Origin of the sequence: Tsuneonella dongtanensis (assembly GCF_001698205.1) — a bacterium.
Taxonomy (GTDB): Bacteria; Pseudomonadota; Alphaproteobacteria; order Sphingomonadales; family Sphingomonadaceae; genus Tsuneonella; species Tsuneonella dongtanensis.
This window is the reverse complement of sequence record NZ_CP016591.1, coordinates 1291613-1306499: the sequence shown is the minus strand read 5'-3', so window position 1 is coordinate 1306499 and position 14887 is coordinate 1291613. Positions and strand designations below refer to the sequence as shown.

Genomic DNA, 14887 nt, shown 5'->3' with positions numbered 1-14887 from the left:
ATTCTGGAAAAAACCGCGTCCGTTCTCTCTGAGACCCTAAGCAGTCCGCCCTCCTTGGCTGTGATCGCGGAAAATGTAGCGCGGCAGGGGTCGAGTCAATGCTGTTCGGTTCGCCCGGCAACGCTATTTCCCTCGGCAATTTTCCTACACGCCTCCAACCTGCCACCACCGTCCGAATGACCCGCCCCACCCGCGCAACCCCGCGTCAGGCCACCTCGATGCTTGCGTTCGAGCCCGTCCCCCCGCCGCCTGCGGATGACCCGCTCCTCGCCTTCGCGCCCTATATGCACAGGCAGCCGCGGCGGAACTCGATCACGCCCGATCTGCAGCGGCGGTTCGTCGCCACGCTTGCCGCCACGGGCATCGTCAATCAGGCCGCCCGGTCGATCGGCAAGTCGATGGAGGCGCTCTACAAACTGCGCGCACGGCCGGGGGCGGAAGGGTTTGCGGCGGCGTGGGACGAGGCTCTCACGTGGGGCGCGGACCGGCTGGAGGATTGCGCGCTCGAGCGGGCGATGCGCGAGGACTGGGACTTCGACGGCTGGACCGGCCGCAGGGACGCGCTGCTCATCTACCTCATCCGCCTGCGCAGCGCGTTCCGCATCGACGAGCGCGATCTCGTCCCCGGCCATCCGGTCTACGAACGCATCCGGGGTGAAGTGCTGGCGGAGGAAGCGGCGTCGTCCGCTTGAGCGCGGGCCGCGCTCTGCTAGTGTCGGCGGCGCAGGGTCGCGCCTTGCCTGCCGGAACGCCGATGTCCCCGCCCGCCCCCGCCGAACGCACGATCCACACCCGGCTCGAGGACGGCCTCAGGGTATGCATCCGCACGATCAGGCCCGACGACGAGGCGCGGATGCGCGAGGGGATCGCGCGGATGAGCGAGCGGTCGCGCTACCTGCGGTTCTTCTCGGGCATGCGCGAGCCGCCGCCGCAGGTCATCGAGCGGCTGCTGGCCGCCGACGGGCACGACCACATCGCCTGGGGCGCGATTGCCAGCGACCTGCCGGGTGAGCCGGCGATCGGCGCGGTCCACGCGGTCGCCGAGGCGGACGCGCCGTCGCGGGCCGAATTCTCGGTCGCGATCCTCGACGAGTTCCACGATCGCGGGCTCGGCCGTCTGCTGACCGCCACGGTGCTCCTCGACGCGGCGGAAGAGGGATACGAGGAATTCCACGCCTGGACGCTGGCCGAAAACGCGGGCGCGATCGGCTTCGTCAGGGCGCTCGGCGCGGAGTTGATAGGGCGCGAGGACGGCGCGCTCGAATATCGAATGCCGATCGGCACAGCGATCGAACGCCTGCGGTCCGAATGCGACCCGCCGGGTCTGGCAGAGGTCTTCCGGGCGTTCAGGTAGGAAGGCAACGGTCGGCGGAGCCAGCCGACCGGGAGGGCGGCCGCCCGCCCGCAGGTGCCTCGTAGCATTGCGGAGAGAACGGCACCGAGGATGCACCCGCGGAGGCGGGTGCGCAAAACTATGCAGTGAGGAAGGCCACCAGCGACTTCACCTTCTTCTGGCGCCACTGCGGCAGCGGGGCGACGAGCCAGTAGGCACGGCGGCCTTCGTCCGGACCTTCGAGCACTTCGAGGCGGCCCGCCTCGATCGCTTCCTCGACCAGCAGGTACGGCATGACGGCCTTGCCGAGTCCGGCGATCGCGCTCGACAGCGCCTGCCCGGGATTGGCGACCTGGACCATGCCTTCGGCACCGTCGGGCAGCGGCGCACCGGGCCACTGGATCCACTGGTCGGCTGCGCCCGGGGCGGCGACGACGACGCGGCGCGCCGGGGCGAGCTCGACCCCTTCGAGGTCGCCCGGACCGTCGACCAGCCGGATCGCCACGTCGAGGTTGGTCTCGGTGAAGTCGGCGTTCTCGTCGGCGATGAGCTGGAAACGCACGCCGGGGTTGCCCTCGACGAACTTCGCCAGCCGGTGGCTGAGCCATTGCGCGTAGAATTCGCGCGGGGCGGCGATCGTGTAGCGGTCGCTCGCCTGCCCGGCCTGCATGGCCTGGACCGACTCCTCGAACTTCAGGAAGCCTTCGCGCAGCGCGTCGAGCCCGGCGAGCGCCTCGTCGGTGAGCTCCAGCCCCTTGCTCGTGCGGCGGAACAGCACGGTGCCGAGGTGATCCTCGAGCGCGCGGATCTGCTGGCCCACGGCGGCCGGGGTCACCGCCAGCTCGTCCGCCGCGCGGGTGAAGCTGAGGTGCCGCGCCGCGGCATCGAACACGCGCAAGGCGTTGAGTGGCAGGTGGGTGCGCTTCATCTCGATTGCCCCCTAGCCGGGGGCGCTCTATTGCTCAACCGGGATACGATTGCGGGGGACGGCGGGATGAAGTGGGCTTTCTACGTTTTCGTGGCGCTCTATGCGATCGCGCTGGTCTTGCTCGCGATCGGCACGTTCGGCTGGTTCGGACAGGAGCGCGACCCCTTGTCGGCGGTGTTCCTGCTGCCGCTCGGGCTGCCGTGGAACATCCTCGCCGACAAGGCCGGACTGGACGGACCGCTGGCCGCGATCCTCTCGCCCGCGATCAACGCGGCGATCCTTTACTGGCTCTGGAAGCGCTGACGGCCTCAGGCAGTCGAGCGCCGATCAACCGCCTTCGACGAGCGCGTCCACGACGACGTAGGTTTCCGGACCGAACTTGATGGTCACTTCGTCGCCGCTCCGGGTGAAGGCGAAGTCCCACCCGGCGCTGCCGTCGGACTGGGCGCTGTCGGCGCCGGTAGGCTTCGTGCCGTCGAAGAACAGCGCGCGCTTGCGGCCGTCGGGCTTGGTCACCTCGACCAGATTGCTGCCGTCGTCGCCCCAGTTGCGCTTGACCCCGGCGGCGCACGTCTGCGTCGGCGAAGCGTTCTTGAAGCCGCACCGGATCTGCGCGGTGGCGTTGTAGTCGGTCCCGGCAACCTTGGCGTCCACGCTGTCGACCGGCGGCGGCGGGCCGTTCATTTCCATGCCCGCGTTGGCGTCGCCCATCGGGACGGAGACGAGGCGAACCCCGTCCACATTCCCGACGACCTTGCCACCGAGCGCTTCGGCCGAAGCCTCGTCCGGGCAGCCGACCAGCATAGCGCTGTCGTCGAGGTAGTTCGAGGTCGCGGCGCTCTCGCCCAGCGTGCGGCACGGATCGCCGGACTTGGGATAGCCGTCGCCGAACGGTGCAAGGCTTTCGGGAATCGATACCGCCACGCTCTCGGCTGCGGCGGTATCCGCCGGATCGTCGGCCTGCCCGCATGCCGCCAGCGCGAGCACGAGAGCGATCGGGGCGGCGGTGCGGGTCAGGCGCATGGCTTCAGCTCCTCAGCGGCACTTGGGATGGGTGCCGATGTCCCGCACGTCTTCCAGCCTGCCGTCGGCGACGGTGGCCTGGACGCACTGGCGCGAGGCGGCGCGGTACTGGATCGAATAGCGCGCGTTGCCGCTGGTGAAGTTGTCGACCTGGGTGAAGCCCCGGCGCGTCAGTTCCTCCATTCCCCCGGCGGCACGCGCGCCGTTGAGATCGTCGACCTTCACGAACGCGCTGTAGCCGCCGCGCCCGCTGTGATGCGACAGGTTGGCATTCCGTTCGTCGACACCGGCCTGGTAGCCCGAGGAGTACGCGTCGGTGCGTTCGTAGTTGTGATAGGCAGCGTTGTGCAGCCCGTCGGTGTAGCCGCGCTCGTACTGCTGTTCGGCGGCGACGTCGGCGGCGTGCTGGTCGTTGTCGTGGTGGTGCGACTTGTGGCTGAGCAAGGCGCCCAGGATCGCAGCGCCCGCGACGACGCCGGCCGCAGCCGCCGCGCTGCCCCCGCCGTGTCCGCAATCGCTCGCCGAAGCGTCGGAGACCGTTTCCACGCGGCCGTTGTACACCTCTACCGAGACGCAGGACTTGTCGGCCGACTTCCACCAGTAGCTGTAGACGTAGCCCATGTCGTTCTTGTGGGTCGAAACGTGCGTGAAGCCGCGCGATTGCAGCATCGATTCGGCATCGCGGCCCAGCGATCCGTTGATCGAGGTGAGCTGGCTCGCCTTTTCCGCCAACGCCGGTGCGGCCACCAATGAAACGAGCGCCGCAGTCCCGAGCGCGCGACCAAAAGAACCAGCCATCTAAAATTCTCCCCGAAGAAATCAGTTGCCAGCTAACGCGCAACTATCGCGAATCAGCTTGGCAATGAAACGTAACACTATTGCGCCCGGTCTCAACGGTTTCTCGCCCTGCGGCATCGACTGTCCGGGGGCGTTGCCACCACGATCTCAGGCGCCTCGACGAATGCAATCGATGGATGAAGGGACCCCCGCGAGGGTCTGAAGCTCAGGACTGGGATGAACCGCTGCGTCTGTAGCGTCATGCATCAGATCCACGCCGCGCCGATCACACACAGGGCGCAATGGGCGCGAAGCAGAGCCGGTTACGCTTCGGCCGGAGCCGCCAGAGGAAAGAACGGGATACGCACTTCGAGCGGCTCTCCCCGGCCGCGGTGGAAGGTGTAGAAGCCTTCCATCGTGCCGTGCGGAGTCGCCAGCGGACAGCCCGAGACATAGTCGTGGCTCTGCCCCGGCTCGAGCACCGGCTTTTCGCCGACCACGCCCTCACCATCGATGATGCTGACCATCCCGCGACCGTCGGTGATCCGCCAGTGACGGCTGACGAGCTGGACCCGCTCGTGCGAGCCGTTCTCGATGCGGATGTGATAGACCCAGAACCACTTCCCGTCCTGCGGGCGCGACTGCTCGGGCAGGAAGTTGACCGCCACCCGCACGGTGATGCCGTCGGTAATCGCGGCGTGCTGGAAAAGCTGTTTCATCAATGGGGAACGTAGCAAGCGCGCGCCGGGGCGCAAGGGTCAGGCGGTGAGTCTTGCACGGTCGGCAAGATTGCTCTCGGGGATCGAGAGTTCCCAAGATACGCCCTTCGGATCGTAATGATGGACGACCGTGCCGCCGAGCGCACGGCCGGGAATGTCCTCGATCAGCTGGCTGCCGAATCCCCGGTGCTTGGGCTTTTTCACGCGTGGGCCGCCGCGCTCGCGCCAGGCGATCGTGAACCCCTCGGGAGAGCACGACCAGTCGATCGCAACATGCCCCTCGTCTACCGAGAGCGCGCCGTACTTGAGCGAATTGGTCGCCAGTTCGTGCAGCGCCATGCCGACGATCTCGGCGGCGCGCGGTATCAGTGCGCAGTCGGGCCCCGAACGCGCGACGCGCTTGCCCTCGCCATCGATGAAGCGAAGCTGCAACCGGACCAGCTCGTCCACGGGCACCTCGCGCCAGTCACGCCGAACCAAGATGTCCTGGTTCACCGCAAGGCTTCCCACCCGTTGTTCGAAGCGCCTCACCAGTTGCTCGTCGGCGCCGATGCTGCTGCGGGCGAGCGCCTGGACCTTGGCGAGCATGTTCTTGCTGCGGTGATTCACCTCGCGCAGCAGGAGGTTGATCTGCTCGGTCTGTTCGCGCTGTTCAGTAATGTCGGTGTTGGTGCCGAACCAGTGGGTCACCCGGCCATCCTCGTCGCGGATCGGCTTGGCGCGGCTGAGGAACCAGCCCCATTGCCCGTCGGCCGACCGCAGCGGGAAGATGTCCTCCCACTCCTCCTCGGCCTCGAGTTGCTGGCGGAACAGCGTCTCGACGCGGTCGAGGTGGTCGGGATGGTGGACCGCACGCCAGCCCCATCCCTTCATCTCGTCGAGCGTCGTTCCCGTGTAATCGTACCAGCGCTGGTTGTACCAGAAGATGTCGCCGTCGGCCTCGGCAATCCACGCGAGTTGCGCGATGTTCTCGGCGAGCAAGCGAAAACGGTTCTCGCTTTCGCGCAGCTGCCGTTCGGTCGCAATGTGGCCGCTCGCGTCACGCGCAATCTTGCTCGCCCCGATGATCCTGCCAGCCGGATCGCGCACCGGAGAAATCGTCACCGACACCGGAATTCGATGGCCGTCCTTGTGCAGCCGGTCGGTCAGCAACAGCCCGACCTTCTCCCCTTCCCGGATACGGGCGAGGATCAGGTCCTCCTCGTCCTGCCTGTCGTCGGGAAGAAGGCACCTGATCGAATGGCCGACCATTTCCTTGTACGTCCAGCCGAACAGCGCCTCTGCAGCCGGGTTCCAGCTCAGGACGATACCTTCCAGGTCCTTGGCAATGATCGCGTCGTCCGAAGACTGGATGAGCGCGGCATAATGGTCCTGCGGATTCATCGCTGGCCTTTCGGTGCCGGGCGGCAGGACGCGGACCGACCGAGCGAACATAACATATGTTGCCGGTTTCGGCGAACGAATTGCAGGAAGAACTCGCCGGCTTGCCCGGTCAGCCGGCCAGTTCATCCTCGATCTGGCCAAGACGCTCCTTGCCGAAGAACATCTCGGAGCCGACGAACCAGGTGGGGATGCCGAAGGCGCCGCGCTCCACGGCAGCGGCGGTGTTGTCGGCCAGGCGCTGCTTGATCGCGGGATCCTGCGCCGCTTCGGCGAGCGCGGCGGCATCGAAACCGCCAGCGGCGAGATCGGCGCCGAGCGCGGCCGGATCGGTCACATCGAGCCCGCGCTCGAAGATCGCCACGAGCAGGTGTTCGGCGAGCGCGATCCGCTCCGCACCCTCGACGGCAAGGAGCATCCGCTGGAGCGTCATGGTGGGAAACGGGAACGGCTGCGGCAGCGCGAAGCGGTCGAGGCCATGTTTCGCGACGAACCTGCGCATCTCGAGAAAGCCGTACTCGACCTTGCCCTTGACGTCGGCGTCGCGGATCATCGGCGGGGCGTTGCCTGTCAGCTTGTGCATCCCGCCGAGCAGGACCGGAGTGATCTCGAGCGTCGCGCCGGTACGAGCCAGCATGTCCTTCATCGGCCACCATGCGAGGTAGGCATTGGGGCTGACCAGATCGAAGATGAACTCGAGCGTCTTGGCGGGCATCAGAACGTCTCCTTCCACGGGCGCAGGTCCAGCTCGTGCGTCCAGGCATCGCGCGGTTGCTGCCACAGGCGCACGTATTCGGCGGCGATGTGGTCGGGGGTGAGCAAAGCCTCCTCGGCAAGCCGCTCCTCCCAGTCGGGCCGCAGGCCGCGGATGAACGCGCCGTCGACCGCGCCGTCGATCACAACGTGCGCGACGTGGATGCCCTGCGGCCCCAGCTCGCGCGCCATCGACTGGGCCAGCGCCCGCAACGCGAACTTGGCGCCCGCGAAGGCCGCGAACCCCGCGCTCCCGCGCATCGACGCGGTCGCTCCGGTGAAGATCACCGTCCCCCGCTCGCGCGGCACCATGACCCGCGCCGCCTCGCGCCCGGCAAGGAAGCCTGCGAAGGCGGCCATCTCCCACACCTTCCGATAGACCTGCGCGGTGGTCTCGCGCACGCCGAAGCGGACGTTGGCGCCGATGTTGAAGACCATGACCTCGAGCGGGCCGACCTCGGCCTCGATCGTATCGACCAGCCGGGCGGTCTCGTCCTCGTCACGCGCGTCGGAGGGAAAGGCCCGCGCAGCCCCGCCCGCGTCTCCGATCTCCGCCACCAGCGCATCGAGCTGGTCGGCGTGCCGCGCGCGGCGGGTGAGGCAGGCGGTCAGCCCCTGTGCGGCGAATGCATGGGCGCAGCTCCGCCCGATCCCGTCCCCCGCGCCGACGATGAGGGCCGCGCCCTTGCTGGCTTGTACCATGGAAGACAGGATGCACCGCGCAATCGCGAATGGACAGTGGAAACAAGCGCGGGCCCTGACGGTTCAAGCGCTATGAGGCCGCTGATCCCCGTTTTCGCCCTGCCGCTGCTCGCCGCCTGTGCCGACCGCGCGGAGACCCCGGCACCCTCAGCAAGCGCTGGCACGGCGACCGCCGCCAGTGTTGCCGATACGGCGCCGTCGGCGGAACCCTATCCACCGGATCTCGCATGGATGCTCGCCCGCGCCAAGTTCGCCGAAGAGCCTGGCGTGCCCTGCCTGTATCGCGAGATGCGCGCGCCGTGGGTGAACGATCCGGCGGAGCGCACGCGCGTGCGGGAGGTCCGCTCCGACAGTTACTGGCTTGGCCGCTGGGCGCGGGAGAACCTGGGCGACCGGCTCGCTTATGCCGAGGTCACCTACGACATGGGCGACGAACCGATCACCGCTTTCCCCGACACGCCGCCTCGCCTGATCTACGAGATCGCGGTGACCGGCAGCGAACCGGTGAAGGCGCCGCCGCTGGGCGGCCGAGCGAAGAACGTGCCGGTGGTGGTCCGCTACGACCGTCCGGTCTCGTTCGACGAGTTCATGGAGCGACGCGAGGAAGGCCACGCCGCGCGCGGGAGGTTCCTCGACAGCATCGGCGAAGGCGGGTCTCCCGGTGGCTCGTGGGCGGTCACGATCGACGTGTTCCACGAAGGCGGCACGCCCGATCCCGAAGCGCTGGCGCAGTGCGACGCGCTGCGCCGCGCCTACCGCCTTCCCGTGCTGATGCGGTTCGTGAACGCACGGATCACGAACGACATGGGGCAGCCCTAGAGCCCGGCCGCCGTCAGGGCGCGATCGAGGTCTTCCTTGAGGTCGTCGATGTCCTCGAGGCCCACGTTGATGCGGAGAAGTCCTTCGGTCACGCCCATCTCCGCCCGCGCGTCCTCGCCCATGTTGGCGTGGGTGGTGCTCGCCGGGTGGCACATCAGGCTGCGGCAGTCGCCGATGTTGTTCGAGATGTCGACCAGCTGGAGCGCGTCGAGCAGCGCGAATGCCTGCTTGCGCCCGCCGGGAACCTCGAAGGCGAATATCGGGCCCGTGCCGTGCGGCATTTGGGCCGTGGCCAGGTCGTGGCGGGGATGGCTCGGCAGGCCCGGGTGCAGCATCCGCGCGACGCGCGGCTCGATCACGCGGCCGAGTTCGACCGCGGCGCGGCTCTGTGCCTTCGCCCGCAGGTCGAGCGTCTCGAGACCCTTGAGCACGACCCAGGCGTTGAACGGCGACAGGTTCGGCCCGGTGTTGCGCTGGAAAGGCAGGAGGACCTCGTCGATAAACTGCTTCGATCCGCACACGGCCCCAGCGAGCACGCGGCCCTGCCCGTCCATCAGCTTGGTCGCGCTGTAGGCGATGACGTCGGCCCCGAATTCGAGCGGACGCTGGAGCGCGCTGGTGGCGAAGGCGTTGTCCACCACGGTCACGATGCCGCGCGACCGGGCAAGATCGCAGACATGCCTGAGGTCGACCACGTCGAGGGTCGGATTGGCCGGAGTCTCGAAGAAGAACACCTTCGTGTTGGGCCTGATCGCGGCTTCCCACGCGGCATTGTCGGTGCTGTCGATGACGCTCACCTCGATCCCGAATCGCGGGCACAGGTGATCGAGCAGCCAGCGGCACGAACCGAACGCCGCGCGCGCGCCCACCACGTGGTCGCCGGCGGACAGCTGGCACAGCAGCGCGGCGGTCATCGCCGCCATCCCGCTTGCCTGGGCGCGGCACGCCTCCGCGCCTTCCATAAGCGCGATCCGTTCCTCGAGCATGGCGACGGTGGGGTTCTGCAGGCGCGAGTATGTCATCCCCTCGGCCTCGCCCGCGAAACGGTCGGCGACCGTCTGCGCATCGTCGTAGGTATAGCCCGAGGAGACGAACAGGGCCTCGCTCGTTTCGCCGTGCTCGGAACGCCAGGTGCCCCCGCGCACCGCGCGAGTGGCTGGGCGCCAATGCGCCGTCGCGGCGCGGTCCATTCCGGTGGTCTTCTTCATGCCGGCCAGCGTCTAGGGTCGGCGGACACCTTCAGGCAAACAAAAAGGCCTGTGGGGCGTGATAGGAGCACAAACGAAAAGCGGGGCCACGCCGGGCCCCGCTTCGCATCTCAAAATTGGTCCGGTGCTTACGGGCTGACCGGATCGTCGTCGTCGAGCAGGAGGATCGCACCGACCACCGCAGCGATCGCGAGGATGATCCAGAGAAAGCTGCCGCCCAGAAGTTCATTCTCTTCCGTGGTCGGGGCCGACGTACGAGCAGCAGGAGCCGCCTGGGCCGCTACCGGAGCCGCCAGCAGCGACAGCGCCACCAGCGACGAAGCAATTGCGCGAGACCTCATTGAAATTCCCCTATGTTCTTGAATGCAATGACTGCGACCAGTCTTGGTTGTTCGATTCGCCTACGAAGATTACGCGGTGAATACAACTCGGGTATTGTACGGGGGCGACAAGTCGTGCCTTTCGCACGGCGAGACTTTCGCTGGCGCGCTGGCACGGCTAGGCAAGCCTGCGAATGAGCCTTGCACCGCACCATCCTCGCGATCCGGCCGGCTGGTGCGCCGTGCTGGTCGCGGCCTTCTTCGCACTGTGCCTCGTACGCCTCGGCGTCCCGTCGAAGCCCTATTTCGACGAGGTCCACTACCTGCCCGCCGCCCGCGCCCTGCTGGATGGGAGCGACTGGCTCAATCGCGAGCACCCCATGCTCGGCAAGCAGGTGATCGCAGCTGGCATCGCCCTTCTGGGCGATACCCCCTTCGCATGGCGCCTGCCCAGCGCTCTGGCCGGCGCGCTCGCGCTGTGGGCAGCGATGCGCGCGCTGTGGTTCGCTTCACTCCGCGCCTACGCGACGATAGCTTACGGGCTGCTGCTGGCCAGCGGGTTCCTGCTGTTCGTCCACGCGCGCATCGCGATGCTCGACGCGTTCATGGTCGCCTTCCTGGCGGTGGCGTTCTGGCAATGCGCCGCCGCGGTCCGCGAGCCGGAGCATGGTCGGCGCAGCCTTGCGCTCGCCGGTATCGCGCTGGGCCTCGCGCTGGCGGCGAAGTGGAATGCGGCGGCGCTCGCCCCTTTGCCCGGACTTGCGTTCCTCGGCGCCCGGCTTCACGCCTGTGGCTGGAAAGGCTTGTGGGGTCATCGCGGCGCACCGGTTCCGGGCGTGCGGCTGCCCGAGGCGGCCCTGTGGCTCGGCGCGGTGCCGATCGCGGTCTATGCCGCCAGCTTCTGGCCCGCCTGGTGGATCGAGCCCGCGGAAATGGCGGATCGGGGCTTCATCGGCCTTCACCAGATGATGCTCCAGATGCAGGAAAGCGTGGTCAAGCCGCACCCCTACCAGAGCATGTGGTTCGACTGGGTGATCGACCGGCGGGCGATCTGGTATCTCTACGAACCGGTCGACGGCGCGCAGCGCGGGGTGCTGCTGATCGGAAACCCGCTGTCCATGCTGGCCGGCCTCGTCGCGGTCGGCTGGGCGGCCTGGGCGGGCGTCAAGGGCAGGCGGATGGATGCGCTCGCAGTCGCCGCCGTCTACGCGGTCAGCCTGGGATTCTGGCTGTTCGCCGCGAAGCCCGTGCAGTTCTACTACCACTACTTCGTGCCGAGCATGGCGCTCCTGGCCGCCCTGGCCCTCGCGCTCGACGAGTTGCGCACGCGGGGATGGGGATGGCTGTCGTGGACTATCCTCACCGGTTCGCTCGCGCTGTTCGTGTGGTTCTACCCGATCCTCAGCGCGGGCCCGCTGCCCGATGCGCGCGGGTTCGAAAAATGGATGTGGATCGATAGCTGGCGATAGCCGGTCAGTACCGCCCCCACACGAAGCAGCTCGACAGCGCGTAGTTCCACACCGATCCGATGACGATCCCGGCCAAAGCGGCGAGGACCCAGAACACGCCCCGAGCCTCGAGCAGCGTCGCGGTCGCGACGTTGGCGAGCGCGCCAACCGAGCAGGTGGCGCAGAAACCGGCCCAGCCCTTCAACCACGCAAGGCCGCCCACCAGCCGCGCATCGCGGTAGGTCAGCCGGTTGTTGAGCCAGAAATTGAACGTCATCGCGGCGAATGTTGCGAAGACCGTAGCAAGCGCGAAGCCTTCGCCAGCCAGCCGGAAGAGCAGCCACAGCACCGCCATGTGCACCGCGACGCCCACCGCGCCCACCGTCCCGAACAGCGCGAAGCGACTGGGAATCACCCGCCCGAAGCTGCGATCGTAAAGGCCGACGAGGAATTCGAAAGCGACCGCGGTGTCGAGCTTGCTCTCACCGCTCGCACGCGCGGCGAATTCCAGCGGGAACTCCTTCACGCGCATCGGCGGGTCGGCGGTCGCCAGAAGGTCCAGCAGGATCTTGAAGCCGATGCCCGAAAGCCGGGGCGCGGCCGCGCGCAGCCGGTCAGCGCGGAGCAGGAAATACCCGCTCATCGGGTCGGTCAGCTCGACCCCGGTCACCTTGCGCGCGAGGCGGTTGGCGAGGCGACTGCCTTTCTCGCGCGTCTCGCTGGCGAGGCCTGCGGCGCTGCCCCCGGTGACGAAACGGCTGGCGACCGCGACGTCGCATTCGCCCGCCTCCACGGCCGCCAGCATTGCCGGGAGGAGCGCAGGATCGTGCTGGTGGTCCGCGTCCATGACCGCGACGAATGGCGCGGCGGTCGCGCACATCCCCTCGATCGCCGCACTCGCGAGGCCCCGCCTGCCGAATCGCTGGATCACGCGCACACGCGGATCGGAGCGGGCGAGATCGCGGGCCACGTCGGCGGTTCCGTCCGGACTGTCGTCGTCGACCACGACGATTTCCCAGCCTTCGCGCCCGAGCGCCTCTTCGACCCTGGTCACGAGCGAGGGCAGGTTGTCGCGCTCGTTGCGCGTCGGCAGAACGATGCCGAGGTCGAGGCTCACAACCGTGCGAGCACCGCGTCGCCGATCGCGCCGGTCCCGGCATCGCCGCCAAGGTCGCTCCCGCGAATGCCGTCGGCCAACGCCGCTGCGACCGCCGCCTCGATCCGCGCCGCCTCGGCCTCGCGGCCGAACGAGTGGCGCAGCATCATCGCGGCCGAGAGGATCGTCGCCATCGGATTGGCCTTCCCCTGCCCGGCAATGTCCGGTGCGCTGCCGTGGATCGGTTCGTAGAGGCCGAACGTGCCGAACTCGGTCTGCTGTTCGCCAAGCGCGGCACTGGCCAGCAGGCCGATCGAGCCGACGCACATGCTCGCCTGGTCGGACAGGATGTCGCCGAAAAGGTTGCCGGTCACGACGACATCGAACCGGCCCGGATCGCGCACGAGCTGCATCGCCGCATTGTCGACGTACATGTGTTCCAGCGCCACGTCGGGGTATTCGCTCGCGACCTCGATCACCACGTCGCGCCACAGCTGGCTGGTTTCGAGCACGTTGGCCTTGTCGACCGAACACAGGCGCCGCTTGCGCCCCTGCGCTGCGCGGAAGGCGACGTGGGCGATACGCCGCACCTCGTCCTCGGCATAGCTCATCATGTCCCACCCGCGGCGACGGCCGTCGGGGAGCGTCTCGATCGCCTTGTCGCCGAAATAGACGTCGCCGTTGAGTTCGCGCACGATGAGGAGGTCGATGCTGCGGGCGATTTCGGGCCTCAGCGCGCTCATGCCCTCGAGCCCGGGAAACGTCGTCGCAGGGCGCAGGTTGGCGAAGAGCCCGAGCGCCGCGCGCAATCCCAGGATCGCCTGTTCGGGCCTGAGCGCCCGCTCGAGCCCGTCGCATTCCGGATCGCCCACCGCACCGAACAATACGGCATCGGCGGCGCGGGCCATCGCGAGCGTTTCGGGCGGGAGCGGGTGGCCATGGCGCTTGTAGGCGATTCCGCCGACATCGCCCTCGAACAGCGTCAGGGCCGGCAGGTCCAGCGCCTCGAGCACGCGGATCGCCTCACGGGTGACCTCGGGACCGATCCCGTCGCCGGGAAACACCGCGACCTTCATGCCCTCAATTTCTCCAGACGCTCGCCCAGCATGGCGCGGGTGGCCATACCATCGCCCTTCCGGTCGGCAAGCAAGTAGCGGGTCAGCGGCGCGGCGGTCCGGGCAAACAATTCGAGGAGCGCGTCAAGGTCAGCTTCGGCAGGCGGCGCTGCGCCGCCATAGCCGAGCTCGCGCAGCACCAGCACCTCGTACCCCACGAGCGCCCGCAGCCAGCCGCGCGCCGACGGGGCGTGGCAGATCGCGTCGAGCGTCGCGCCGAGCCCCCGGTAAAGCGAGGGATAGGGATTGCGCTCCGGCAGGACGAGCGCGGTCAGCGTCGTAACCCAGGCGATCGCGCTCGCGGCGAGCGGCTCGCCGAGCCACGGCCCGCGGCTCTCGATGAGTTCCAGCTTGAGGAACGGCAGCTGGCTGTCGCTTCGCGCCGAGAGTTCCGCCGCGACCCGGTTGCCGGGGATCATCACCGGGCGCAGCTGCCGCCCTCGCCCGCCTGCGACGTAGCCCGCGACGAGGCCGTGGTCCTGCGACAAGACCCGCGCGATCACCGCCGTCTCGCCATGCTGGCGCGCGGCGACGACGATCGCGGGGAAAGTCAGGTGCACTCAGGTCTTGTCCGGCAAGGCCCCAGCGACCTTTTCGGCCGTCGCGTCGACCAGCGCGGCCACCCCCTTGTCGGTCGGATGGATGCGGTCGGCCTGGAGCATCGCGGGATCTGCAAAGACCTCCTCGGTCACGAAAGGCACCAGCGTCGCGCCGTATTGCTTCGCGAGGTCCGGGAAGATCGCATCGTATTTCGCCTGCCACTCGGCGCCGTAGTTAGGCGGGGCCTGCAGGCCGTAGAGGATCACGGGAATGCCGCGCGTCTTCAGCTCATCCAGCATCGCCGACAGGTTCTCGCGTGTCTGTTCGGGCGGGAGGCCGCGCAGGAGGTCGTTGCCGCCGAGTTCCAGGATCACGAAGTCGGGCTGCTCCGGCTGGCTGTCGAGCGTGAAGGCAAGTCGCTGGCGGCCCGCCGCCGTCGTGTCGCCCGATACCCCGGCGTTGGCGATGCGCACGTTGCGGCCGGCACCTCGCAGTGCCGCCTCCAGCCGCGCCGGATAGCTCTGCGTGGCCGGATCGGCGAGGCCGTAGCCCGCGAACAGCGAATCGCCGAAAGCGAGGCCGCGAATCTCGGGGCCCGACACCTCTGCAGTAGCCGCCGCGACCGGCGTGCCCGATGCCTCGGGGGCAGGAGCGGGAGCCTCTCCGCTGCACCCCGCAAGGGCCGCCAGTGCCAGAACCATCGACAATCCGCCTATCCGCATCGAC

18 protein-coding genes are annotated in these 14887 nt (G+C 68.3%); 5 read left to right on the top strand and 13 right to left on the bottom strand.

All coding sequences use genetic code 11. The annotated features are described in order from the left end of the window. The first annotated feature begins 176 nt into the window (after positions 1–176). Together A6F68_RS15200 and A6F68_RS06250 are read left to right on the top strand one after the other, a co-directional pair. Positions 177–692, top strand: a complete 516-nt coding sequence (locus tag A6F68_RS15200) for a hypothetical protein (protein WP_067677463.1) — start codon at positions 177–179, stop codon at positions 690–692. A gap of 62 nt (positions 693–754) precedes the next feature. Further along, a complete protein-coding gene (locus A6F68_RS06250) occupies positions 755–1354 on the top strand; it encodes a GNAT family N-acetyltransferase (RefSeq protein WP_067677461.1) in 600 nt (199 codons plus the stop codon). 118 nt (positions 1355–1472) lie between these two features. On the opposite strand, the gene A6F68_RS06245 is transcribed toward A6F68_RS06250, so the two are convergent. Further along, complete coding sequence (locus A6F68_RS06245) at positions 1473–2261, bottom strand: LysR family transcriptional regulator (RefSeq protein ID WP_067677459.1); 789 nt, start codon at positions 2259–2261, stop codon at positions 1473–1475. 66 nt (positions 2262–2327) lie between these two features. Here A6F68_RS06245 and A6F68_RS06240 point away from each other — a divergent pair, with 66 nt between their 5' ends. Continuing rightward, entirely contained in the window at positions 2328–2564 is a 237-nt protein-coding gene (locus A6F68_RS06240) for a hypothetical protein (RefSeq protein ID WP_067677457.1), read from the top strand. A 24-nt stretch (positions 2565–2588) separates the two neighbouring features. Here the strand turns inward: A6F68_RS06240 and A6F68_RS06235 are convergent, their stop codons facing one another. The 6 genes from A6F68_RS06235 to A6F68_RS06210 all read right to left on the bottom strand — a co-directional run bounded on the left by A6F68_RS06235 (position 2589) and on the right by A6F68_RS06210 (position 7615). Next, a complete protein-coding gene (locus A6F68_RS06235) occupies positions 2589–3284 on the bottom strand; it encodes a hypothetical protein (RefSeq protein WP_067677455.1) in 696 nt (231 codons plus the stop codon). Between the two features lie 12 nt (positions 3285–3296). Continuing rightward, positions 3297–4082, bottom strand: a complete 786-nt coding sequence (locus A6F68_RS06230) for a hypothetical protein (RefSeq protein ID WP_067677453.1) — start codon at positions 4080–4082, stop codon at positions 3297–3299. 302 nt (positions 4083–4384) lie between these two features. Continuing rightward, entirely contained in the window at positions 4385–4780 is a 396-nt protein-coding gene (apaG, locus tag A6F68_RS06225) for a Co2+/Mg2+ efflux protein ApaG (RefSeq protein WP_067677451.1), read from the bottom strand. 39 nt (positions 4781–4819) lie between these two features. After that, the gene (locus A6F68_RS06220; protein WP_067682177.1) at positions 4820–6163 is read right to left on the bottom strand and encodes a PAS domain S-box protein; all 1344 of its coding nucleotides are present in this window, start codon (positions 6161–6163) and stop codon (positions 4820–4822) included. A 109-nt stretch (positions 6164–6272) separates the two neighbouring features. Then, a complete protein-coding gene (locus tag A6F68_RS06215) occupies positions 6273–6875 on the bottom strand; it encodes a 2-hydroxychromene-2-carboxylate isomerase (protein ID WP_067677449.1) in 603 nt (200 codons plus the stop codon). Next, positions 6875–7615: an SDR family NAD(P)-dependent oxidoreductase gene (locus A6F68_RS06210; protein ID WP_067677446.1), complete on the bottom strand. Its 741-nt coding sequence runs from the start codon at positions 7613–7615 to the stop codon at positions 6875–6877. Before A6F68_RS06210 ends, A6F68_RS06215 begins: the two co-directional genes overlap by 1 nt. A 72-nt stretch (positions 7616–7687) precedes the next feature. Between A6F68_RS06210 and A6F68_RS06205 the strand changes: the two genes are divergently transcribed. After that, positions 7688–8434, top strand: a complete 747-nt coding sequence (locus A6F68_RS06205) for a hypothetical protein (RefSeq protein WP_067677444.1) — start codon at positions 7688–7690, stop codon at positions 8432–8434. Here the strand turns inward: A6F68_RS06205 and A6F68_RS06200 are convergent. Further along, entirely contained in the window at positions 8431–9642 is a 1212-nt protein-coding gene (locus A6F68_RS06200; RefSeq protein WP_067677442.1) for a trans-sulfuration enzyme family protein, read from the bottom strand. The genes A6F68_RS06205 and A6F68_RS06200 overlap by 4 nt on opposite strands. Positions 9643–9770: 128 nt before the next feature. Next, complete coding sequence (locus A6F68_RS06195; RefSeq protein ID WP_157096673.1) at positions 9771–9983, bottom strand: hypothetical protein; 213 nt, start codon at positions 9981–9983, stop codon at positions 9771–9773. 173 nt (positions 9984–10156) lie between these two features. Here A6F68_RS06195 and A6F68_RS06190 point away from each other — a divergent pair, with 173 nt between their 5' ends. Next, on the top strand, positions 10157–11431 hold the full coding sequence (locus tag A6F68_RS06190) for a phospholipid carrier-dependent glycosyltransferase (RefSeq protein ID WP_067677438.1): 1275 nt from the start codon (positions 10157–10159) through the stop codon (positions 11429–11431). 4 nt (positions 11432–11435) lie between these two features. On the opposite strand, the gene A6F68_RS06185 is transcribed toward A6F68_RS06190, so the two are convergent. Genes A6F68_RS06185 through A6F68_RS06170 form a run of 4 tightly spaced genes read right to left on the bottom strand, consistent with a single transcriptional unit; the run spans position 11436 to position 14862 of the window. Beyond that, positions 11436–12527 (bottom strand): glycosyltransferase, encoded by a 1092-nt coding sequence (locus A6F68_RS06185; protein WP_067677436.1) that lies wholly within the window; start codon positions 12525–12527, stop codon positions 11436–11438. Next, entirely contained in the window at positions 12524–13582 is a 1059-nt protein-coding gene (gene leuB, locus A6F68_RS06180; RefSeq protein ID WP_067677434.1) for a 3-isopropylmalate dehydrogenase, read from the bottom strand. The genes A6F68_RS06185 and leuB overlap by 4 nt, the downstream gene beginning before the upstream one ends. Beyond that, positions 13579–14181, bottom strand: coding sequence for a DNA repair protein RecO (gene recO, locus A6F68_RS06175; protein ID WP_067677432.1), 603 nt, complete (start codon positions 14179–14181; stop codon positions 13579–13581). Before recO ends, leuB begins: the two co-directional genes overlap by 4 nt. Further along, a complete protein-coding gene (locus A6F68_RS06170) occupies positions 14182–14862 on the bottom strand; it encodes an arylesterase (protein WP_232308209.1) in 681 nt (226 codons plus the stop codon). Positions 14863–14887 lie beyond the last annotated feature (25 nt).